16 protein-coding genes are annotated in these 24,176 nt (G+C 55.3%); 5 read left to right on the top strand and 11 right to left on the bottom strand.

The genetic code is table 11. From position 1 onward, the window contains the following. Nucleotides 1–65 precede the first annotated feature (65 nt). From OZX70_RS02830 to OZX70_RS02815, 4 genes are all read right to left on the bottom strand, one after another. Nucleotides 66–1,223 carry a hypothetical protein gene (locus OZX70_RS02830; protein ID WP_277181729.1) on the bottom strand — a complete coding sequence of 386 codons (1,158 nt, stop codon included), beginning with the start codon at nt 1,221–1,223 and terminating at the stop codon, nt 66–68. Between the two features lie 7 nt (nt 1,224–1,230). Next, complete coding sequence (locus OZX70_RS02825) at nt 1,231–1,869, bottom strand: RloB family protein (RefSeq protein ID WP_277181727.1); 639 nt, start codon at nt 1,867–1,869, stop codon at nt 1,231–1,233. Further along, complete coding sequence (locus OZX70_RS02820) at nt 1,866–3,269, bottom strand: ATP-binding protein (RefSeq protein ID WP_277181726.1); 1,404 nt, start codon at nt 3,267–3,269, stop codon at nt 1,866–1,868. Before OZX70_RS02820 ends, OZX70_RS02825 begins: the two co-directional genes overlap by 4 nt. 125 nt (nt 3,270–3,394) lie before the next feature. Then, nucleotides 3,395–7,612 (bottom strand): DEAD/DEAH box helicase, encoded by a 4,218-nt coding sequence (locus OZX70_RS02815; RefSeq protein ID WP_277181725.1) that lies wholly within the window; start codon nt 7,610–7,612, stop codon nt 3,395–3,397. 369 nt (nt 7,613–7,981) lie between these two features. Between OZX70_RS02815 and msrA the strand changes: the two genes are divergently transcribed. The 3 genes from msrA to OZX70_RS02800 all read left to right on the top strand — a co-directional run bounded on the left by msrA (nt 7,982) and on the right by OZX70_RS02800 (nt 10,010). Then, a complete protein-coding gene (gene msrA, locus OZX70_RS02810) occupies nt 7,982–8,941 on the top strand; it encodes a peptide-methionine (S)-S-oxide reductase MsrA (protein WP_277181724.1) in 960 nt (319 codons plus the stop codon). Between the two features lie 330 nt (nt 8,942–9,271). After that, on the top strand, nt 9,272–9,583 hold the full coding sequence (locus OZX70_RS02805) for a type II toxin-antitoxin system RelB/DinJ family antitoxin (RefSeq protein ID WP_277181722.1): 312 nt from the start codon (nt 9,272–9,274) through the stop codon (nt 9,581–9,583). After that, complete coding sequence (locus OZX70_RS02800) at nt 9,573–10,010, top strand: PIN domain-containing protein (RefSeq protein ID WP_277181721.1); 438 nt, start codon at nt 9,573–9,575, stop codon at nt 10,008–10,010. The genes OZX70_RS02805 and OZX70_RS02800 overlap by 11 nt, the downstream gene beginning before the upstream one ends. Before the next feature lie 46 nt (nt 10,011–10,056). Here the strand turns inward: OZX70_RS02800 and OZX70_RS02795 are convergent, their stop codons facing one another. From OZX70_RS02795 to OZX70_RS02785, 3 genes are all read right to left on the bottom strand, one after another. Continuing rightward, on the bottom strand, nt 10,057–12,783 hold the full coding sequence (locus OZX70_RS02795; RefSeq protein ID WP_277182079.1) for an excinuclease ABC subunit UvrA: 2,727 nt from the start codon (nt 12,781–12,783) through the stop codon (nt 10,057–10,059). A 394-nt stretch (nt 12,784–13,177) separates the two neighbouring features. After that, the gene (locus OZX70_RS02790; protein WP_277181720.1) at nt 13,178–15,232 is read right to left on the bottom strand and encodes a DEAD/DEAH box helicase; all 2,055 of its coding nucleotides are present in this window, start codon (nt 15,230–15,232) and stop codon (nt 13,178–13,180) included. 185 nt (nt 15,233–15,417) lie between these two features. After that, nucleotides 15,418–16,308 (bottom strand): dioxygenase, encoded by an 891-nt coding sequence (locus tag OZX70_RS02785; RefSeq protein WP_277181719.1) that lies wholly within the window; start codon nt 16,306–16,308, stop codon nt 15,418–15,420. Between the two features lie 328 nt (nt 16,309–16,636). Here OZX70_RS02785 and ettA point away from each other — a divergent pair, with 328 nt between their 5' ends. Further along, a complete protein-coding gene (gene ettA / locus OZX70_RS02780; protein WP_277181718.1) occupies nt 16,637–18,313 on the top strand; it encodes an energy-dependent translational throttle protein EttA in 1,677 nt (558 codons plus the stop codon). A 156-nt stretch (nt 18,314–18,469) separates the two neighbouring features. Further along, entirely contained in the window at nt 18,470–19,396 is a 927-nt protein-coding gene (locus OZX70_RS02775) for an acyl-CoA thioesterase domain-containing protein (protein WP_277181717.1), read from the top strand. 157 nt (nt 19,397–19,553) lie between these two features. Here the strand turns inward: OZX70_RS02775 and OZX70_RS02770 are convergent, their stop codons facing one another. The 4 genes from OZX70_RS02770 to OZX70_RS02755 all read right to left on the bottom strand — a co-directional run bounded on the left by OZX70_RS02770 (nt 19,554) and on the right by OZX70_RS02755 (nt 24,173). Beyond that, on the bottom strand, nt 19,554–20,999 hold the full coding sequence (locus OZX70_RS02770; RefSeq protein ID WP_277181716.1) for an amidohydrolase: 1,446 nt from the start codon (nt 20,997–20,999) through the stop codon (nt 19,554–19,556). 189 nt (nt 21,000–21,188) lie between these two features. Beyond that, nucleotides 21,189–22,493: an MFS transporter gene (locus OZX70_RS02765; protein ID WP_277181715.1), complete on the bottom strand. Its 1,305-nt coding sequence runs from the start codon at nt 22,491–22,493 to the stop codon at nt 21,189–21,191. 103 nt (nt 22,494–22,596) lie between these two features. Beyond that, nucleotides 22,597–23,151: a DUF3180 domain-containing protein gene (locus OZX70_RS02760; RefSeq protein ID WP_277181714.1), complete on the bottom strand. Its 555-nt coding sequence runs from the start codon at nt 23,149–23,151 to the stop codon at nt 22,597–22,599. After that, the gene (locus OZX70_RS02755) at nt 23,148–24,173 is read right to left on the bottom strand and encodes a hypothetical protein (RefSeq protein ID WP_277181713.1); all 1,026 of its coding nucleotides are present in this window, start codon (nt 24,171–24,173) and stop codon (nt 23,148–23,150) included. Before OZX70_RS02755 ends, OZX70_RS02760 begins: the two co-directional genes overlap by 4 nt. Nucleotides 24,174–24,176: the final 3 nt, after the last annotated feature.

Genomic DNA, 24,176 nt, shown 5'->3' with positions numbered 1-24,176 from the left:
CCAACGCATCAGAATCCTATTTGCCATATTTCAAAGACAATAAATTCGTGAAGAAAACCATAACTCTATATTTTTAAATCCCATCCAAACAGATAGGTTGCAAAGCCGAATACCATAAGCAGTGCCTTAGATGCATTAACTCTGGAAAATTGTTTTTTTGGCATGCTATGAGCAATAGCGTGTCTCGAAAAATCAACAGGAATTGTCTCTCCAGGATAATAACGAATAAAAGCCGCAGGAACTGCTCCTAGAGCAACTTCGCCACGGATACTCTGACCTTGTAGGGCCATTTTGTCTTCAAATTTCACATGATTCTTTTGATTTCTCAAATCTTGTTGCAGCTGCTCATCATCCAAATCATTGGTAAAAGATTCTGTTAAGTCAGCAAGTAAAGCCTCACCGGCAGCTAGGTGGCCTTCTTCAATAACCTCTAATGATTCTTCAAGATAATCGCTATATTCTTTTTGCCGCTTCGTGCAGCGATGCTCTTGCAATATTTGACGGCAATTCTCAATAATCGATTCCAGCGCAACATCAAGAATTTCCAATCTATCCTCTGGAGATTTAGCTGTAAGAAGCTTATCAATCAGAACCGTACTAGCCACATAAAAAAGTGAAATACCCTCTTCATGTTCAATATGTAAAATATCAACTAATGTAAACTCAGCTGATACATTCTTTAAATTCTCCGGGTACCAGTACCGAGGCTGCCACTTTTGCAAGGCCTGAAACGACTCAATAATCGGTTTAAGCGAGTTCGAGAAATCTTGAATTCCTGGCAAAGCACCAAAGTCAGAAAAACTCTTTGCTAATTCGGAAGCAGCTTTACCCAATTGAGAAACTTGCGAACTGCCTATAAGTTTCAAACTCTGGTCCAACCCGGCAACATACTGACTAGCATCGAACTGTTTAAAGATTGCGGGATCGATTACCGGCAGTGTCAAGTTGGTTAAAACAGACATACTAGAAATCAGCTCACCTATAGCCTTCTGCGCACCAACAGCTTGAGATATCGTTGTAGCGTTCATAACTGAATTAATTTGAGAAACGTATCCTGCAAAACGCTTGCTATTTTGTTGCGCCCAAGAATTCGCAATTCCAGATATCGTCTGGTTCATCTGCTTCATAATCGGCGATTGTTTCCATATATCACCAGACATTCCGTTAATGACTCCGGCTAAGGTATTACCTTGTCTGTCACCGTTGTGATCTTCTTCTCTCACTATCCCGCTACTTCCTTAGTTCCTCGATGACTTCCGGCATGTCGGTCCACGGCGCGTAATCCTGCTCGGAGTTCACCGTCAATTGCTGCCGTTGATATCGGTTGCTATTATGGCGAGACGCATTTGTCAGCGCCTGGACCGTCTTCCCCTCAATCGCAGAAAACTCAATATATTTGTTTCTGGGCCCCTTGGTGATTCCAAGCTGGCTGGCATATCGCTCCACATCCTTGGTCAACTTATAGCTTTCGGGACACCGCTGGATATGATCAATAAGCCAAACCTCAAAGCATGGGTTAGAAATGATGAGTCTCATACCGTTTGCCTTGCATATCCTTTCAGCTTCGGCATGGTCATGAAAATGGTCGACATCGACCACAACCCACACTTTCTTATACGCTTCGGCATCATCGCCGACTTCAGCTTCCTCATCCTTCTTTAGCTGAGCAGCATATTTCGCTACCGCAGAGGGACTATAGACTTTGGGCTTATACCTGATGTCCACATTGAATTCCTGCGCGCAATGCTCGAAATATTGCCGCTCGGTCACCTCACCGCCACAAACGACCAGATAACGATCGCGACGAAGCCGATGATGTCGCCTATGCACGCTGCGTCCGTGAGCAGGTGCTGAACGCTTCTTACTCATTGACCATCACCAGCTTCTAGTCGTTGGCTATTCGTTTGGCCATCACCCACATCAAACGAATCATCGTCTGACTCTTGTTCATTGATAATTTGTGCAAATACCGAATGGAACCCGGGCGTGGGTACTGCTCCGTATACTCCATTCATATAGTTCTTACTGATATTTTCACCTTTTCGCAGTTTCATATCAGTTACGGGGTAAATCTCTGAGGCTCCATCAATATCCTTTTCCACAAACCAAATCTGATCAGGTTCAAGGAGACGATCACCGCTAAAAGATCCCGCACTCAGCAACGAGATATCATGCGTAGTGAAAATTAATTGAGATCCATGAGGATTAGTCTCGGGGTCAGCGAACAGCGACACTAACTGACGAACCAACAATGGATGCAAACTGGTGTCAATCTCGTCAATCAAAGTTACCGTCTGATGAGAGAGTTGTCTTAAAGCAAGGGAGAAGAACGACAACGCACCAAGCGTACCTTGCGATTCCTGAGCCTCATTGAATTGCTTGGGGACCCCATGCTCACCGGTATGCTGGAAACGGAACTGAACCTGTTGCTGGGATTGCTGGGCACTTTGGGCGAACATGGCGTCCAATTTCTCATCATCAGCACCAAGCTGATCATGCAGCTGTCGCTTTAGTTGCGCAATGACTTGATCGTTCAATCCCAGGCTTGCCGGCACCACGTCCATTGTCCCAATGCCGAAATCAGCATAATGCAGCAACTTTGCCAGATTTTTCGAGAATCTTGTCTGCTTTGAGAATTCCTGGGCGATACGCGGCTTTTCCTGTGGGAAAGCCAACGCCTCGCAATACACGATATCTCGCGCAAGAAAATCAAATGCCGGTTGGGTGGACTCCACGCCAGCAGCAGCGGCAGCGGAAAGAATCAACGCATTGGCTCTGCGCTTCAGGGTTTCCTCCAAAAGACCTTTGGCACCAAATCTGGGACCAAAGACAGGCTTCTGTCCATCTTCACGGGCGAATAGCAAGGCCGGACGAGTGGAAAGCCGATCGCCAAGACGCCGGTAAACCGTCAATGACTCTTCAATAATCCGTTCCGAATCGAAGGTGAAGTAATAGCGATATTTCTGCCTGTCAGAGGCTATGAACTCGGCCAGAAATTCAGACGGTTTCATGTCTATACCAGCCGCATTATCCGTCAGAGCAAACGCGTCTCTAATAATCCCCGACGAGTTCACCCCTTGGCTATAGCTATTACGTACCATATTCGTCATCGTGGCAAGCGCTTTGAGAAAATTGGATTTGCCAGAAGCATTGGAACCATAGACGGCAGTGACTGTTGAAGTCGAATTATTCTTCGCGCTACGAGACATCGAGAACGCCTGCTCATCCCGGAAACTGCGGAAATTCGAGAACGAAAAATCTATCAGCATCGATACCTCACCTTATTTTGACATTTTAGCTATTTCATTTACTCAGCATAACATGAAATTACTTCATTTAGCAATTTTGTGTCAAAAAATGCAATTTCAATCGATATTTTGCTTTTTAAGTGGCATTATCCCAACAGCTGCAGCAGGTCGTCCTTGGTGAGGTTCGAGATGCCGGCGGAGGTGCCGGTGCCGGCATTGTCGACGAAACGATGGGCCAGGTCGCTCTTGGACTGCTGCATCTTGAGAATGCGCTCCTCGATGGTGTCTTTGGCTACGATCTGGTAGACGTTGACGTCCTGGGTCTGGCCGATGCGGTGGGCACGGTCGGTGGCCTGCTCCTGCGCGGCGGCGTTCCACCACGGGTCGGCGTGAACGACCACACAAGCGCCCGTCAAGTTCAGGCCCGTGTTGCCGGCCTTCAGGGAAATCAGGAAGACCGGGGTGTCGTCGGCGTTGAACTGGTCGACCAGCTCGAGGCGCTTGCGCTTGGGGGTGGCGCCGGTGATGACGTTGTAGGCCACGTGGTTCTTGCGCAGGCGCTCGGCGATCAGGTCAAGGAAGCTGGTGAACTGCGAGAAAATCAGCATCTTGCGGCCGGCGTCCTGGCAGCTGGAAACTAGCTCCTCGATGGCATCGAGCTTCGCCGAACTGACCTTGCGCGGCTTAGTTGACGTTCCGGCTTTCGAAGCATCCGAAGCGTTATACCCTGCTGAACCGTCATTCCCCACAATCGCGTTCGCCGAGGCGTCGGCGGTCTCGCTGAGCTCATCTATCGACTCATCGTCGGCACGCTCGGTCTCGCGGCTGGGCATGCCCCAGACGTGCGCGTCCTTCTTGACGACGTTGCTGCCGACATTGCTGAACAGCAGTCGCGGGTCGCAGCAGGCCTGGCGCAGACGAGTGAGCTGGGCCAGAATCTGAATCTTGCCGGTCTTGTATTCGATGTCGCGCTGTTTGTTCAAAGTGGCGCGCAGCTGCTGCTCGAGCGCGGCATAGAGCTTGCGCTGCTCCCCTTCAAGCTGGACGGTGATGACATTTTCGATCTTGTCAGGCAAGTCCTTCAAGACCTGCGACTTCAGGCGCCGAAGGATGAACGGACCGACGAACGCCTGCAACTTGCGCTGCGCATTCTCGTCGCCGGAAAGAATCGGCATCTCGAAACGGTCGCGGAAGTGTTTGTATGTACCCAGCATGCCTGGCATCAGGAAGTCGAAGATGCTCCACAGTTCAGAAAGTCGATTCTCGATTGGTGTGCCGGTCAGCGCGAAACGATGACGCGCGTTGACGGTCCGTACAGCGCGGGCGGATTTGGTGGCGTGGTTCTTGATATACTGCGCCTCGTCAAGTGTCATACAATAACATTCGAGGCCGTCGTAATCGTCGATATCGCGGCGCAGCAGATCGTACGAAGTAATCAATACGTCCGGCGCGACCCACTTTACGGTCTCATCGTCATCGATCGGTTGTGGACTACTGGCACTTTGCCAGCCGTCAGTTTCATTCTGACTACTAGATGTAGTCTCAATGCCGACTTTGTCGCCCTCATACCACGCTTTGGTGTTCTTCAACGTCGCACGGCGGGCGGCCTTGGAGCCGGCAAGCACCTGCACCTTGAGCTCAGGGGCGAATTTGGCGCATTCGGCGGCCCAGTTATAGACCAGTGACGCCGGACAGACAATCAGATTCGGCCCGATATTGCGCTGCTCATTTCGCCGCGAAACCAAATACGAAAGCATCTGTACGGTCTTGCCCAGGCCCATCTCGTCGGCCAGAATGCCGCCGAAACCCTTGTCGGCCACGGCGTTGAGCCAGCGGAATCCCTCGACCTGATACGGCCGCAACACATGCGCGAGCGACTCCGGCACTTTGTAGGTCTTCGGATCGATGACGCGCAAATCGTTCAGATAGCTACGGAATTCGTCGCTTTTGTCTTCGTCCTCCGCTTCGTTGTCAAGGTAATAGGCCTCGTAGGCGGGCACGGAAACGGTCCCGGAGTCCAAATCAACCGGTTTCAAGCCCAGGTCGCTGCTAACCTCGTCAAGCTTGCTGGTGTCGACGTCGGCCATATTGACGAAGGCGCCATTACGCAGGCGATGGAACTTGCGACGCTTGCGATAGCTGTTCAGGAGCGCTGGCACTTCGGACGGGTCGATCTCGTCGGCGATCGGCGAGATCTCCACCAGACCGGATTTGATGGACAGGCCAATCTTGAACACGGGGTGCGGCGAGGAGGTGAGCCCGTCGAAACTCGGCGTGGAGAACACCTCGCCCAGCCCGCGCAAAACGGGCAGTCCTTCGTTCAGCAGCTTGTAGATCGCCTTGTCGTTGTCCTCGGCGATGCGGGCTATCGGGCCATCGGGCATCGGGAAATACTGCCGCACAGCCTCCACGGCCAAGCGCTCGGTTTCGCGGTCACGGGCGACCGGTTCGTTCGGTCCGATGCCGGAGAAGACATGGAAACGCTCGTCACCATAGCGCGCCTGCACGTCGCAGGTGATGCCCTTGCGATCGCGGTCGAGATACGTCTCGATATGGCAGGGCACGCGCCGCATCTTAATGAGTTCAGGCGGCAGCTTGACGGCGATGCCGTGGTGAGAAGTGCCACGCGATGTCGCTGGCGTGAGGTCATCGGTTACCGTGGAATTCGTGCCAGAGGTCCCGTCTGCCGCGTTCTGCGGTGCTCCGTCTGAAGCCGTTTTACCGGTATCACTTTGTGATAGGTCATCCGAATTAGTTCCGCCGGATACGGAATTATTGTCGGATTGGCTATTCTCGTCGGCGTTACCAGCATTGTTCGCATCTTCAGAATTACCACCGCTACTGTTTTTGCCGGTTCCATCGCCACTATCCGAAGGAACCGGGTCGAGCGCAGGCAGCACGGTACGTGAAAACTCTTCGATGTCGTCGCCGCTTAAGTACAGATCGCCGCGTTCATCTCCGGCGCAAAGCACCCCGAGCAGGTTGCGGTTCGTGGTCATTGCGCTGGAACAGCGATGAATCTCAGGGGTATCCAAACCGAACGCATGGTTCGAAGCCGGCGATCCGACGACCACAAACGATGAGCCTCGTCCGATAATGAATTTCTGGATATTCAAAGAATGTCGGATAACATAACCGGATTTTTGCGACGATTTATTATCATTTTGTCGGGTAGATTTATGGTGCGGTTGCTCTGAATTATCATCCCGGTCGTCATCATCCTCGGCACGGACAACCTCAAGACCTAAATCAGGATCACCGTCAACCACGCGGACCGGGATTGCCGATGCAAAATTGCCATGAAGCGGCACATAATCCAATGTCGCATCCGCGTCTACGAACAAATCCAAAAGCTCGGCCGTTTCGTCATCGGAAAGCCGCATTTCCTGAGCTTCTGCCTTGCTCTGATAGAACTCGTAATCACCGGAAACGCTTTTCCGAATCTCGATAGCGCGGCCGAGAATAGCCAAAATCGAGCGCGAACGTTCGCCGAACGAATCGCGGGAATGCACGAACGCGAGCTTTTTGCCATAGGTGACGAATTCGCGGCGTTGTACGGTCTCGACCAACGCGCGAACGTCCTTGACGACGTAGGAAATACCTTTGGACGGCACCGCGATATGCAGGCGCAGATACCAGTCCCGCCCCGAATTTTCGAGCATCGGACGCAGCACGACCGAACCGATGGGCATGTGACGGCTCAGCGCCACTCCGCTGCCAATATCGCCCGAAGCGCGGCTGCTGACTTCCTTGAGCAGATCCAACTGACGATTCTTGGCCTGCTCCTCGAGCGCAGAATCCTCCTGCTGCATGAACGAGCGCAACGCACGCGACGTGCGACGGACGATCTTGCGTTGGCGAGCGCCGAGCCCCGCTCCACCCCGCGAGCCCGAAGCAGCTACCCCGTTTCCCAACTCTTCGAACTTCTGCGGCGTGTCATTGTATTGCATAATTAGTGCAATGACATGCTTGCAGACGGCGCCAAACCGTCCAAACGCCGGACAGGTGCAGTCCGAATCGATGATTTCGCCATGGTTCTCATCAATCCGAGCGCTCACCGCGTAATCGTCCGCGAATTCGTCGGCGGGCTCCACTGAAGCGGCCAGCAATGTACCGTCCTCGCCGGGGGTGCAGGTCAGATTGTGCATGCGTCCGCTGGAAATGACCTCGTAGGCGCGATAGAAAGCCTTGCCACCGCGTTGCCGCAGGACCTTTTCGGGCACAGCCGGTTCGTTGGCGCCGAAGGTCACGCCTCCGTCAGGGTCAGCGATCCCGCCGAATGTATCGTCGACGGAACCTGAACCAAGCCCGAATCCCCCTGAGCTACCGGTTCTCGACCCGTACACCGACGCATGCCAATCCAAATCGCGTTCCCCTTTTCGCCGCCTGCCGCAGCCGATTCAATGCCAAACTATCGCTAGCTTCGATACCGTCAAATATCATTCATCAAATATGACGCGTCCGATATCGTCAAATATCAAAGACCGCAAACTTCTATCTTACCCCTTTTCAAAATCCAGTGAAATGCTGTTTCGTTGAAAAGGAACGCAGCAAGCGAACATAAAGGCAAAGCAGAAACCAAGACAAAAGACATCGGGAAACCGCAGGAAAGCGGCGGGAAACGCAACCTTTCAGCCTTAGCCGAACGTTGTATATCATTTTGCAAAAGTTTATGAGACACTATCAGCAACGCATGAATAATCGGAACAGTAGGAAACGGATACGGAGGAGACATGGCGAACACAGACAACGCAAAAACCCAGACCGCTTATTTCGCGGGCGGATGCTTCTGGGGCGTCGAACGATATTTCCAAGGCGTCGACGGCGTGACCAGCACGCAGGTCGGGTACGCGCAGTCGAATAAGGCGAACCCGACCTATGAAGAGGTCTGCAGCGGAGCGACGGATGCGGCGGAAACGGTGCGCGTCGACTATGACCCGTCTTGCGTGACCTTGCGGACGCTGACGCTGCTGTTCCTAGACGTCATCGATCCGTTCTCCGTGGACCGGCAGGGCAACGATACCGGACGGCAGTACCGCAGCGCGATGTTATGCCTCGACGAGGTGCAGAAAGCTATATACGAGAAGGCCTTGCAGGAGCTTGCCACCCGTGAAGGGCGCGAACCCGCGGTGATCGTCGAGCCGCTGCGCAACTTCTACCCCGCCGAAACCTACCATCAGGATTACCTCGATAAGAACCCGGGCGGATACTGCCATATCCCGGTCTCCAAACTTCTCAACGTCGGTAAGCGGCAGCGCTATATCGAGCGCGTCTGGGATCTCGACCCGGAGCAGTATGCGGTGACGCAGGAGGCCGCTACCGAGCGCCCGTTCACAAACAAATACGACCAGAATTTCGAGCCAGGCATTTACGTGGACGTCGTCAGCGGAGAGCCGCTGTTCCTTTCCACCGACAAGTTCGACGCGGGCTGCGGTTGGCCGTCATTCTCCAAGCCGATTGATCCGTCTGCCTTGACCGAGCACCGCGACACCAAGTTGCCCGGACGGCCGCGCATCGAGATTCGCACCGCCGACTCGCAGATTCACTTGGGACACGTCTTCGATGACGGGCCGCAGGACCGCGGTGGGCTGCGCTACTGCATGAACTCGGCCTCGCTGCGCTTCGTGCCGCGCGACCAGATGGAGGCGCAAGGGTACGGCAAGTATGTGAAGTTGCTTGACGACGCGCAGTGAGCGAAGACTGGGAACGGACCCGGAACCGGAACGAAAAATAATCAAGGTCTAAAAAATCTCGACCTGTGTATGGCGGTGTGGATAAGAAAATAGTTATCCACACCGCTTTTTGATATCAAAAACGGCTTCATTGCAATGGTTTCGAACATTCGACCACAGCACCCGTTCCAGCTTGCATCGAAGCGTATAGCACCAATAGACTTGATTATCAGAAGAAACCGATACGGCTATTGGAAGGCTATTATGAATGCATTGACTATACAACATACGGCTTCTCGTCCTATACTGAAGATACCTAAGCAAACAATACGAAACTTCAAAGAGGACGACATGGCAAAATTGACGATGAACATCGATCCGGAACTCAAAGATGACGCTGCTGCACTGTTCGAAGACATGGGACTCAACATGACCACGGCCATCACCATGTTCCTCAAGCAAAGCGTACGCGACGGCATGCTCCCCTTCCAACCATCCTCCTACCCCACCGGGTTCAAGGTCGGCTATCCGAAGCACCAGATGGACCACAAGAAGATGATCGAAGAGGCGGAAGCCGATAGAGCATCGGTAAAACTGCCATCGTATGCTGGAAGACTTACTCCCGACGACATCAAAGAGGAGCTGTCACGCCGTGAAAAATAAGATATTCATAGACACAAATTTCCTGCTTGACATCATGATTACCGATCGGCCCAATTCAGGAGCGGCATTTTCTTTCTTTAAAAGTATCGACGGTCATCACGAACCCCATGTCGCAGTTTGTGCAGGAAGTCTTAAAGATGCTTACTACATTTCACGGCATGACTTGTCGGAAACGAAACGACGCAATTGGATACGCCGTTTCACCGATGCATTCGAAATTCTCCCGATCGACAAAGCCGTTTGCAAGATCGCCGTTGATTCCGACGAACCTGACTTCGAAGACGGCATCATTCGCGCATGCGCAGAACGGTGGAGAGCAGATTGCATTGTCTCTCGCGACGCCAAGGCATTTCTGAATGCTTCCATACCGAAAATTGGCACTGACGAATTCATTAGCAACTTGGAGACGAAACCGTACAGGTCCTAATACGGAGGCTAGGGTCAAAGGCTAAGAACAATGCAAGGCAAAACAATCAAAGTTCTGCCTTATCACTTGCCAGATGCTTGGCGAGGTAACGGCCGGTGATGCTTGCCGGATTGACAGCGATTTCGTCAGGTGTGCCGGTGGCAACGACCGTGCCGCCTTCCTCACCACCGCCCGGGCCCATGTCGATGACGTAGTCGGCGTTGGCGATCATGTCGAGGTCGTGCTCGATGAAGACAACCGTTGCCCCACCTTTGATCAACCGTTGCAGTACGTCGATCAACGTGCGTACGTCAAGCGGGTGCAGGCCGGTCGTTGGCTCGTCGAGGACGAACAACGACGTGCTCTGCTTTTTGCCGAGTTCGTTGGAAAGCTTGAGGCGCTGCGCCTCGCCGCCAGAGAGGTTCGGGGTGTCCTCGCCTAACGTGAGGTAGCCAAGACCAAGGTCGTGAAGCGTCTCGAGGGCCTTGTGGATACGCCTAAGTAGAGCTGAGGTGATCATATCGCCGGAATCAGCGGCACTTACCGATTCGTCGACAGCTGAGGCTCCAGACCAAGCTGCCAGCCGTTTTTGATCGGAGGAACCATGTAAAGACGAACTAGAAACCGAAGCAGAATTCGAGCCGGAATCGTCATCAAGTGCGAATACATCAAGAGCATCATCCACTTCCAAATCCAGAACATCGGGAAGTGTGAGCCCTTGCGGATGGGTCGGCGTTGCAAGCCGCACATCGTTGACTTCGGGACGATACCGACGACCTTCGCAGGTCGGGCAGGTGATGGTGACATCAGGAAGGAACTGGATATCGAGGCTGATCTGACCGGTACCGTCACATTGCGGGCAACGTAACGAACCCGTGTTATACGAAAATGCCGAGACCTTGAGCTTACGTTTCTTGGCTGATGCGGTCGTTGCGAAGGCCTTGCGCAGCATGTCCATGATGCCTGTATAAGTGGCGACCGTCGAGCGCACATTGATCCCGATAGGAGTGGAATCGACCAAACGCACACGCGTGATGCCTGCAGCATCGAGAGACCGGACATGGGACGGCAACGACGTGTGATTCTCCTGAGCCTGCAATGCGGGAATCAGCGATTCCAAGACCATCGTGGTCTTGCCTGAACCGGAAACGCCGGTAACGGCGGTCATCCGTCCGCGCGGAATAGAAACGTCGAGCGGATGGACAGTATGGATGGCCTCAGTCTGCATGGAAATCCAACCGGTTTTTGAAACCTGTGGTAAAGCAAGACGCTTACGAACCACCACTGGTTGCGAGCCGTCCAGGAAACCGGCGATACGCGACTTCGGGTTACGCAATATTTCGGCCGGCGAACCTTGTGCGAGAATCCTTCCGCCTCGGCTACCCGCGCCAGGGCCCATCTCGATAAAGTAATCGGCGGCATTGAGCACGTGGACGTCATGGTCGACGAACACCACGGAATTCCCGGAAGCCAGCAGGTCGCGCATCACGCCGATAAGTCCCTCGATATTCGCCGGATGCAATCCGGTAGAAGGCTCATCAAGTACATAGAGCACACCCGTAGTCTCGTTGCGCACCGCACGCGAAAGCTGGGCGCGCTGCCGCTCGCCGGTGGAAAGCGTCGAGCTGGCGCGGTCAAGCGTTAAGTAACCCAATCCAAGCTGGATGAGCCTGCGACCCATATCCTCCAAAGTTTCTACCAAGCTATCGGCCATCTGCCGCATATCCTGCGGCAACGAATCCGGAACCGCCTTGGCCCATTCTAGAATCTTGCGCAACGGCCAGGAAGTGACTTCGGCCAGATTGTATTTGCCGATTTTCGGGGCACGCGCAGCAGCGTTGAGCCGCGATCCACCGCAATCCGGGCAGACGCGCTCGACCAGAAACTTCGAGACCTTGGCCATGCGCTTTTCATCGCTGGCGCGGTCGAGTTCCTTGGTCACGGTCAGGCGTGCGTTGCGGAACGTAAAATCAATATGGTGCACACCCTTGATTGAAGTGAGCGTGATGGGCTTTTTCTCCTCCGGCCCATTGAAGACGATGTCACGTTCTTTGTCGGTAAGGTCTTTGAACGGCACATGGGTACGAACACCGAATTCGCGCACGATATCGGGCTGAACATTGAACCCAAAGGTACGCCATGGCACCACTGCACCCTCATCGATGGTGAGGTTTTCGTCGGGAACCAAGGCGGCGTCGTTGACCTCGTGGATGGTTCCGGTCCCTTGACATTTCGGGCACGCACCGGTGGAATTGAACGCCATCTGCTCCGCGCTAGGAGGTTCAACAAGCGCACCGCAAACCGCGCAATGAATCGGAATCTCAGCGGCGACATCGAGTGTCGGTTTCTGATAATGACCATTCGGGCAGCGGTGCGAAGCCAGACGTGAAAACATCAGTCTCAGCACATTTAACGTCTCGGTAGAAGTGCCAAAAGTAGAACGCATACCACCGACGCCCGGGCGTTGTCGCAACGCCAAAGCCGGTGGAATGAACCGTACCGAATCGACCTGCGGCTTCTCCGCCTGCGTCATCCGGCGACGGGTATATGTCGAAAGTGCGTCCAGATAACGACGCGAACCTTCCGCGTAAAGCACGCCCAGCGCGAGCGACGATTTGCCGGAACCGGAGACCCCGGCGATGCCGACGAGCTCGTTCAATGGAATCGATACGTCGATATCCTGCAGGTTGTGGACTCGGGCGCCCCGCACCTCGATGGCCTGCGGAACCGAAGAACCCTTGACATCGTTCCCGCTGCGATTTTCCACATTCTTGTCCCCATTTATCGCGTTCATCATATATATTCCATTCCCGCCGTCGTTCACTATGCCAACTCTATTCGCCGCACCTACTTTGTTTTATATCGGAGCATAATCGGCCATCCATCCTTGCGATTCCTAACGTCGAAAAAGTGCACCTGGTACGACGAAACCTGCACTTTCCCGACGCTACCGTTCGAAAAGTGCACTTTAGAAACCGCTGGTTGCACTTTTCTGACGCCAGCGTCGCAGAAATGCACTTTGTATGATGCTACATGCACTTTTCTGACGGTACCGTAGAAAAAGTACACTTGAGAAGCCGAACACTTCTCCCCAGCAATGCAAAAGGTGCCACGGAAATCCATGACACCTTTCATCAAGCAAACTACGACTGGCTGGTAACAAGCGCCAAGCCGCCGTTTACCTCATTTCAGCGAGACCGGCGGAACGGAGTGGAGTTACGTTTACCGTGCGAGCGGTGAAAACCGTCGGCCTTGCGCGAGTGCTGACCGCGGTTGCCGAAGCGGCCCTCGTCGCGCCCACGACTGCCGGAACGACCTTCGTAGCCTTCGCCACGACCGCGTCCACGCCCGCCTGACTTGCCATAGCCGCTATGACGGTTCGACTTGCGTGAGCCGTAGGAATCCTCGTAGCCGCCGCGAGCGCCGGAACGGTCGCCTTCATAGCGACGATTCTTGCCTTTGCCGCCACGGTTGCCGCGATCATCGAAATCGGAATGATGCCGTTTGCCGCTGCCCTTGCGATAGTCATCGTCATAGAAATCGCGCGAACGGCGATCATCACGATGACCGCGTGAGGAACGGCCGTCAATCGGGCCTTGACCGTCATCGTAGCGCGGGTTGCGATTCTTATGCCCGTCACGGCGACCACCGCGGGAACGTGAATCGCTGAAGTCCCGGGAATCGCTGAATCCACCGTTAGGGCCGCCACGACCGCCTGCGTCTTCGAACGAATCATCACGGCCACGCTTGTTGAACGAACGACCGGAATCGCCATGCCGATTATTACGGTCACGACGTCCGCCGCGGTCTTTACGGCCGTATCCGCCACGACCTCCGCGACCCTCGTTGCGTCCGCCGCGACCGGTACGTCCGGCCCTGCGGTTGACCACCGGCACCGTCAGCGTCCAGCCTTCGACCAGCGGGGCGTGCTCCCCCACCAGTTCCTCGAGTTCAGGAGCGCCCGGAACGACCTGCTGACTTTTGGCTTTGATACCGGCGCGATGCAACATCTGACGAGCGTCACGGCGCTGCTGGGGCAATACCAAAGTAACCACGTCTCCGGATTCGCCGGCACGCGCGGTACGCCCGGAACGGTGCAGGAAGGACTTGGGATCCTCTGGCGGTTCGGTCTGCACGACCATCGCCACATCGCTGACGTCGATGCCGCGCGCAGCCACGTCGGTGGCCACCAGCACGTTGGCATCCCCGGAAGTGAACGCGGCCAGATGCCGGTCACGCTGGTTCTGCGAAAGGTTGCCCTGCAAGTCGACGGCGGGAATGCCTTCTTTGACCAGCTTGTCGGCCATCTTCTTGGCCTGGTACTTGGTGCGGGTGAAAAGAATGCGCTTGCCCTTGCCGCTGGCAAGCTCACGGATGACCTCGTATTTGTTGCCCTGCGAAACCTCGAAGACGTGATGGGTCATGGTATCGACCTGCGCGTCGGCAGGTGCGATTTCGTGAATCTTCGGGTCATGCAGGAACTGCTTCACGACCTTATCAACACCATGGTCGAGCGTCGCCGAGAACAGCATGCGCTGGCCGTTCGGATCGATCTGCTCAAGTAGACGTTGTACAGACGGAAGGAAACCCATATCCGCCATTTCGTCGGCTTCGTCGAGCACCGCAACCTCAACGTCTTCAATGGAAAGCGCGCCTTGGCGCAGCAGGTCCTCAAGACGCCCGGGACAGGCGACGATGATTTCGGCACCGGCCTTGAGTTCGGAAATCTGGCGACTGTATTTGACCCCGCCGTAAATGGTGGCGGTCTGCATATCGTAGGCGGCGGCGAGTGGAGCCACGACCTCGTTGATCTGGTTGACCAGCTCGCGCGTGGGCGCAAGAATCATGCCGTGCGGATGAGGCAGCATCGCACGCTTCTGCGCCTTGCGATCGCCGCGGTCCATGCGCTCGAAATCGCGCATCGCAGCTTCGCCTTGCCCTTGTTCGGTGAGACGGGCAACGAGCGGGATAGCGAATGCCAGCGTTTTGCCGCTTCCGGTCTCACCACGGCCAAGCACATCACGCCCAGCCAAAGAGTCACCAAGAGTGTCGGCCTGAATCGGGAAGGCGACAGTCTTGCCATCGCGAGCCAGCACGCTTACCAACGGGCCAGGCACACCGAGTTCGGCGAAACTGCGTTCAGGTTGGTCGCCGGTTTTGGCATAGGCAGCAGCACTTTCGGCCGCTTCTTCGGCCTGTTTCGATTTGGATTTGGTTGAGTTATAAGAATCAGGATTATTCATTTCCGAGCCTGCATAGTCTCCGCCCCTAAAATCGGCAGAGTTGTCTGAATTATTTTTATGAGTACGACGCTTCGGCACAATAGCCTTTCAAAAGATTGAAGCCGACCTGTCGCTCATATGCGGACCCCGGCTTCTCAATGGACAATTCACTATATCAGACGTGCCCCACAAAGCCGGAAAACAGTTCAGTTGGATTCGACGATGGCCTCACTCGGTGGAGTCTGCTTCTTGTGGCGCGGGCTTGGCTGCTTGACCGGCGGCACATCCGTGTAGGGATGGCCCATGCTGGCTGTCGAAGTATAGAAGCTTTTGGTCGTCCCGTTCGGGTTGACGTTCGGGAACGGCGAACTCGGAGCGCTTTGACCACCATCGGCGTGTCCGGTTTCGCCGCGACGGTAACGATCCATCATCTGCTTCTGCAGGTCGGTGGCACTCGGCGGCGTCCACGAAAGGGCGTTGGCTCCGGCCTCGATGGTCTCACGAATGGATTGTGCGGAGCCGCCGGAACTGGCAATAACGGGAATTTCGGGGTAACGGTCTTTGACATGCGCCACCACTTCGGCGGTGTTCTTGCCCGCTGCGACGTTGATGATCTTGGCACCGGCCTCTATCTTGCGCTGCACCATATCATCCCATTGCACGATGGTCGCCATGACGGGAACATGTACCGTCATCGCGACCTCGCGCACGATTTCGACCTCACTTGGAGCGTTCAAGACGACGCCGGCAACACCCTGCATTTCGGCGAACACCGCCAATTCGAGCACGCGCGTACCGGTGGTGGTCCCTCCCCCGACGCCCACAAAAACCGGAGCCTGAGCCACGGAAAGAACGGCCTGGTTGATGACCGGCTGGCCCGTGAACGGGTAGACGGCAAGGATGGCATCGGCATTGGTATTATGTATTACAGCAGCGTCGGTGGTATACGCGAACGAACGCAACCGCCGACCCTGCAACAAGAGTCCTGAGGATTGTTCGATTTCGGCCGGCACCCGGGCATCGGCCGAGCTCAGCGGGTTTTCAATAGGTAACGCTTCTGGCAGATTCGCCTGGAAGTTGGTCATTCCCTGTTCCATCGTGCCGCTCCCTTCACGGGTTTTCAGTACTTCTCAATCCGCCAATTGCGGCCGTCATGTCTAATACAGCATAATCGTATGACGTCACAACATACAGGTTGAAACGAGCACATTACCAGACCCAACATATCACCGCCACCATTTGTTCCCTGCTGGACGTCATTTCTTGACAAAACGCACAAAACCGATATTTAAACCGAGCGTGAAGATTGTTTGAAACGTCTACTCGATATGCCAAAATTGGCTTGAATCCGCGGGTAAGGCAAACCTTGCGGAATGTTTGAAACGCAATGAGACAAAGCACACATCAGAACGAAGGAACGAATACTTGGCTGAGTTTATTTTTCAGATGATCAATGCTCGCAAGGCGTATGGCGACCGTGTGATTCTTGACGACGTGACCCTGAGCTTTTTGCCGGGCGCGAAAATCGGCGTTGTCGGCCCCAACGGCATGGGCAAGTCGACCCTGCTCAAGATCATGGCCGGGCAGGAAACCGTCTCCAACGGCGAAGCGAAACTGACCCCCGGTTATTCCGTAGGCATCCTGCAGCAGGAACCGCCGCTGGATGAGGACAAAACCGTTGGCGAGAACATAAAGGCCGCTTTCGGCGATATCACCAAGAAGGTTGACCGATTCAACGAAATCGGCGAGGAAATGGCCAATCCAGACGCCGATTACGACGCACTGATGGCCGAGATGGGCAAACTGCAGGAAGAGATTGACGCAGCCAACGGCTGGGACATCGACTCCCAGCTCGAACAGGCGATGGACGCGCTGCAGTGCCCCGACCCGGACACCCCGGTGAAGGTCTGCTCAGGCGGCGAGCGGCGTCGCGTGGCACTGTGCAAGCTGCTGCTTGAGGCACCCGACCTGCTGCTGCTGGACGAGCCGACCAACCACCTGGATGCCGAATCCATTCTCTGGCTCGAGCAATTCCTGCACTCCTACAAGGGTGCCGTCATCGCCGTGACCCATGACCGCTACTTCATGGACAACGTGGCCGAGTGGATCTGCGAGGTCGACCGCGGCCATCTCTACCCTTACAAGGGCAACTATTCCACGTATCTGGAGACCAAAGAAAAGCGCATGGAAATCCAGGGCGCCAAGGACGCCAAGCTCGCTCGTCGCCTGAAGAACGAAATCGCGTGGGTCAAGAGCTCGCCCAAGGCACGTCAGGCCAAGAACAAGGCCAGGCTCGAACGTTACGACGAGATGGAGAACGAGGCGCGCAATTCCAAGAAGCTGGACTTCTCCGAGATCGTCATCCCGCCGGGGCCGCGTCTGGGCTCTCAGGTCCTCGAGGCCGAGCATATCCACAAGGCCTTCGGCGATCGCGTGCTGATCGACGACCTGAGCTTCACCCTGCCGCGCAACGGCATCGTGGGCATCATCGGCCCCAACGGCGTCGGCAAATCCACCCTGTTCAAAACCATCGTCGGCAAGGAACCGCTCACCAGCGGCAAGCTGACCATCGGCGAAACCGTCAAGATTTCGTACGTCGACCAGAACCGTGAGGGCCTCGACCCGAACAAGAACCTCTGGGAAGCTGTCTCCGACGGCAACGACTTCATCGAGGTCGCCGGCGTCGAAGTGCCGACCCGCGCCTACGTAGCCAGCTTCGGCTTCAAAGGCAGCGACCAGCAGAAGATGACCGGCATGCTTTCCGGCGGCGAACGCAACCGTCTGAACCTTGCTCTGACCCTCAAGCAGGGCGGCAACCTGCTGCTGCTTGATGAGCCAACCAACGATTTGGACGTCGAAACGCTGGAATCGCTCGAGAACGCGCTCATCGAGTTCCCAGGCTGCGCCGTGGTCATCTCCCACGACCGCTGGTTCCTCGACCGCATTGCCACGCATATCCTCGCGTGGGAGGGCGACGACGACAACCCGGCCAAATGGCACTGGTTCGAAGGCAACTTCCAGGCGTATCAGGAAGACAAGGTCAAGCGTCTGGGCGAGGAGGCCTCCCGCCCCCACCGCATCCACCGCAAACTGACGAGATAATAGATAACCTATGATGATGTCCCAATTATTACGATTGGGACATCATCGTATATAGGCTGAATTCGACAGGTTCAGATACTGGCGTAATTCGCGCGGAAAGTTGGGCGGCGCGGATAGACTCGCATAAGCGTTAATTCGACAGAATCGAGGAGTGACATGGCGGAAGTCAAGGCAAGCGACCCAGCGCAGCAAGCGGTTGAGGCGCTCAAGCTGAAAGCCGGAGAAAAAGAGGACGGGCGCACCGTCTTCCACGACGCCACGAATCTCTACTATCCCACCGAACGCATCTACGGCGGTCAGATGACCGCACAGGCCATCGTCGCCGCGGCCGACACTGCGGATGACGACAAGGTCGCCAATTCCATTCACGCCACGTTCATCAAGGTTGGCAAGCTCGACGAGGAAACCCGCTATGAGGTCGAATCGCTGCGCGACGGCCGTTCCTTCTCCACACGCCGTGTGGACGCCAAGCAAGGTGACCAATTGCTTTTCACCGCGACAGTGAGCCTGCAGAAGGCTGGCCAGGCCGGAGTGGAATTCAATGATGATATGCCTAGGAACCTGCCGGATCCTGAAACGCTGACCAGCGCGAAAGACCTCATGGAGCCTTATGCCGACAAGTCCGGGTTCGCGAAATACTATTCGTCGCAGTCGCCGTTCGACATCCGTCACATCGGCTCAACCGTCATGCTCGAGCCTGATAAAGAAAGCGCTGACAAGGATTCCGGCAAGCAGATGGTATGGATGCGTATGGCCAGCCCTGTCACGGCTTCGCAGAACGTCCATCGCGCGTTGCTGGCGTTGGAATGCGACCAGGTGATGATGGAGCCGGACCTGCGTCGCGCAGGCCTGAGCATCTCCACGCCCGGCATTTTCTACGCTTCGATCGACCATTCCATGTGGTGGTATGACAATATCGATATGAACGAATGGCACCTTTACGTACAGGATGCTCCCGTAGCCGGTCACGGCCGCGCGCTTGGTATTGCCAAGGTCTATTCGGCTGACGGCAGGCTGTTGGCCGCGATGACCCAGGAAGCGACCATCCGCGTGCCTGAAAAGAAAGACGAGAGCAAGGAATAAATCCCGCCGACCGGCAAGACCGGTAATCCGATAATTCGGCGGACGGATCGGCCCAAGCCAAAGCAATCGGCCAATCCAGACGATAAAACGAATAAATGCTGCCGGCACGACCAATCTAATCGCGCCGGCAGCAGCAGTATGAGATAACCGAAAAACTCTAGCCGTGAGGCTGGGTCTCGGGCGGAATCACGGACTCGTAATGTTCGCCGTTGAGATCCTTGACCCACGCGTCATGCGCCTGCTTCAGCAGTTCGGGATCGGTCAATGCGTCGTAGATCGTAAGCGCGAGAATCTTGCAGGAATTGATCAGACCCTTGTGTGCGACCGAAGACTTTCCGTTGGCGACCCATTCCCAGGTGTGCGGCGAGCAACCCTGCGGTTCGCAGGCATAGGCGAACTGCGCGGTGGGCGCGCACCAGCTGACGTCGCCGACATCGGTGGAGCCGATGCCCTTGGTGCTGGTGGTGTAGACGATAGGGCTGATTTCGGGGCAGACGCCAGCCTCGGAAATCCGCTTGATCTCCTCATCGGACTTTTCGGGGAACGCGGCCTTGTTGCGGGCGATCACATTCTGTTTGATGCTCGGCGCGTTGTTGCTGGTCAAAGCTCTTTCGAACTTTTCCTCCTCATCGGTCAGATGCAGGGGGCCGACGAGCCGAAGATTCTTGTCCATCATCTCGGTGAGCGGATGGTTGGGCAGGTAGTCGGCGCATGCGGAATCGAAATCGATCGACATTTCGGTACCGGTCATTAACGCGGCGCCTTTGGCGATATTGACCACACGTTCGTAGATGTCCTTGGCCTGGCTCAGCTTCGGCGCGCGGACGAAGAAATAGAGCTTGGCGGTGGGATGGACCACATTGGCGGATTCGCCGCCGGAATCGAGGTATGCGTAATGGATGCGGGCTTCCTCGATGACATGCTCGCGCAGGAACTGGACACCGACCGTCATCAACGTGGCGGCGTCGAGCGCATCGCGGCCCTGCTCAGGAGCCGAGGAAGCGTGGGCGGCTATGCCCTTGAACGAGAAGTTCGCCTGCATCACCGCCAACGTCGCGCAGGCCACCATGCCGCCGACATCCTGCGGATGCCAGGTGAACACGGCATCCAGCCCGTCGAAGACACCTGCACGGGCCAGGAACGCCTTGCCGTAACCGCTTTCCTCGGCCGGGCAGCCGAAAAGCTTGATGGTTCCAGGCATGCCTTTTTCTTCCATGAACGTCTTGATGGCCACGGCCGCACCCACGGCGCCCATGCCGAGCAGGTTGTGCCCGCACGCCTGACCGGGGCCGCCATCGACCACAGGCTTGCGCTTGGGGTTGCCGGCTTCCTGGCTGGAATTGCCCAAGGCGTCATACTCACCGGTGATGCCGATTTCCGGCTTGCCCGATCCGTAAGTGGCGATATAGGCATAATCCATGCCGCCAACGCCCTTCTGAATCTTGAAGCCTTCCTTTTCCAGCAGCTGATAGTGCTGTTCCACGGACTTCGGAACCGTAAATCGGGTTTCCGGGGTCTCCCATATATGGTCGGACGCCGCGATGAACTCGTCTTTCTTTTCGTCGACGATGTCCATGATGCGTTGCTTGTCAGTGTCAACCATGACATTTCCTTTCTACTCATTACCACAAATCATCATTGAATATCAGTATCCACTCCTTAAAGCGCAGATACCGGGAATCGATGCCCCGCTTATCTCAAATCGGAACTCGGTGCACGATTGTCAAACCGGAAATCGACATACGATCCTCAATGGCGAAAACCGAGATTTCCGCTATCCGATTGCAATGTCTCAGTCTTTCTTCTGCTCCGGGACCTTCACGAACATCACTGTAATCGCCACGCAGACCGCTACGCCTGCGAGGAACAGGAAGGCCGGCACGAATGAGCCTCCCATCGCCTTGACAAGATAGCCGATGGCCATTGGAGCCACGAACCCTCCAAGTGTGCCGCCGGTGTTGACGATGCCGATGACGGAGCCGATCACGCGCGCGTCCATGATCTTATGGGGCCAGGTGAAGATGCTCGTGAACACCAAAGCGCAGATCATGCTCAGAAGAATGAGCATGATGATGGAAACCACAAGATTCTTCGAGAGCACGAATGCCACAATCAGCACGGCCACAAGAAGAGCCGCAACGACGGTCGCCTGACGTTCCTTATGCAGGAAGAACTTGGAAAGCAGCGTACCCGAGAAAATCGTGGCCACGGTGGTGAAGACAGCATTGAAGGCCAGAATGTAGCCCATCTTGCTCACAGACATGCCGTACGTCTTGGTGATGTAGGAAGGCAGCCAGGAGATATTGCCGTAGGAAATGACGTTGATCAGGAACATGGCGATGAACAGCACGATCACGTTGCGGTTTTTGATGACCTGGGTGAATTTCGGCTTCTCTTCCGGCTCTGCGATAGCAACTTGTGCAGGCTGCTCAGCCTGCACAACTTCTTCAGCCGCGTCAGCTTCCTGAGCTTCGGTTGAACCCTCTTTCTTGCCGTCCGTAACGAATATCCATATCAGCAGGAAAGCTACGAGGTAAAGGCTGCCCAATACGGCATAGGCGACCCGCCAGTTGCGGCCCACCAATTGAGCTCCCAACGTGAAGGCGAGGATGGCTCCGATACCGTTTGTCGACAGAATCAGCGACTGGACGAAGGTACGCTTTTTGCGCGGGAAGTTCTCGGCTATCGCCTTCGAGCAGCTTGGCGGGTAGCCGCCGTGTCCGAGGCCGGCACCGAAACGGATGACGATAAACAGCGCAAGACCGCTGACGACCCCGAAAAGGTAGGAGAATACGGCTATGACCACCATGGAGGCCATCAGCACTCGCTTGGCACCGAACTTGTCGGCCAGCCAACCGCAGGGAACCTGCATAATCGAGTATGCCAGGAAGAACATCGACATGATGAGCCCGGTCTGGCCGGTATCCAAATGGAACTGCGACGAAATCGGGATGATCGCGGTCGAGATCATGTTCTTGTCCATGTAGATCACGGAATAACCCGTCATCAATGCCGCGACGAGCATGACGCCGCCGGTCTTTGAACCCGCTTCCAGCTTTTGAGCGCGAGTTGGCTCCATTCCATTATTTCCTGCCATATGCCCTACTTTTGAGAGTAAATCTAACAGCTCTGACATAAGACATAGTACTGCCGGAAAAAAGGAAGCAACCGAAAACGTTCGAATTATCGGACAATAATTATTACTTGGAAATATCCCTTTTGTTCATGGAACTTCCGGCGGCGAACTTGCGCTGACGTTCACGGCGCTGAGCAGCCTTGATTTTCGGGTTTTCTGGGCCTTCACTCGGCGGCAGCTGGCAGAGCCATTCGCCGATGATGCCAACAATCATGTCAGCGATGCAGATGACGGTCGTTATAGCACATTGGATAATCACGTTTTGAAAATACGGAATACCCCAGTGCGAGAGGGTCAGCAACACCTGCGCAAGATACCAACCAGCGAGGCCCGCGCCAGCGATACCCAATGCTTTGCACAAAACCAGCGTATAAACAGCTTTCGTGGGGTCAATCCAACTTTTACGCCTCGTCGGGTCGGTAATGGCATACTGATGCACCTGCAAAGCCAAAATCAAAACCACCGCTCCGAGAAGCACCAGAACGAACGTCACAAACCATGGGGCACCGATCAGCGAAAGGCCTGTCATCTCATCGGATTTGACCAGTATGGTGCCGAGCAACAAGCCGATCAGCGTCGCAATTACGTAATACCACCAAGGGGTCCGTCGTGCACTCATTGCGTCTCCCCCAGTATCCAGCGGTCATCCACCTTGCCGACCCGCGCGGCATCGGGTGCCATCGCGAGCAGGAAAGAGACCGGATCACCGTCGAGTCTTGCATCGGGGTCCATATCGAGCCACGGTGCGAGGATTTCAGCTTGTTTTTTGGCCGTCGACAACGGCAATTCGATAGCATAGGCAATATCGTCAGCTGCGTTTTCGGCGGCATCGTCAACAGCATCCTCAGCGCTGTTGTCAGTCACGTTTTGAGCCGTGTCTTCCAGGCTGATGTTTTCGCCTTCCACGTCAACCAAGCGCAACGTGACGGCCCCTTCATGCGAGGCCGACAGGGAATCAAGCAACGCTACAATCGCCTGCGGTTTCAACTTCGTGGTCAGTTGGATGACGGCAGCGCTGGCATCGGAACTGTCGATGCCCATAACGTGATAAAGCGGTGAGATGCCTTCGACCTGATTGCCCGGCACCGCATCCAACGAGACGATGACGGAGCGAAAACGCTTGGCAGCATCACTGGTTTTGCTCCGCATGGCGATGATGGCACGGCGTGGAACGGCATAGACGTCATCGGCATTGTCCTGCTGCTGCGCTTGCTGCCTATCCGCCTCGTCTCGACGCTGCTGCTCGGCTATCGTCGCACCGGCCAGGGAAGCCTTCGTAGGAATGGCACCTCCAGTCGCGCCTGACATGGCATTATCGTTTCCGTCGGCAAAATCGCCGGTACCAAGCGTCACCGGGACATCGGCAAACGTCAGTACCGTTATGGCATTGCCACCCGTACTTTCGTCATTGGCTTTTTGGCGACTACCGGCAGCATCCTCAAGTTTCAGCGTGACTTCGGCATGTACCTTGCCGCCTGCGATGGCTTGCAGCACTCTCTGCCATGCTTCAGTGCCGGCGGTGACATCTTCGCTCGTCGTCTCGTCGAACGAGAGCGAAAGCCGCGCCTGAACGCCAAGGGGCGTGCCATCAGCTGTCACGCCCCTCGACTCTTGCGAATCATCAATCAATGGATTCGACATATC

Source organism: Bifidobacterium sp. ESL0732, assembly GCF_029395535.1.
Lineage (GTDB): Bacteria > Actinomycetota > Actinomycetes > Actinomycetales > Bifidobacteriaceae > Bifidobacterium.
This window is presented reverse-complemented; position numbering and strand designations above follow the sequence as displayed.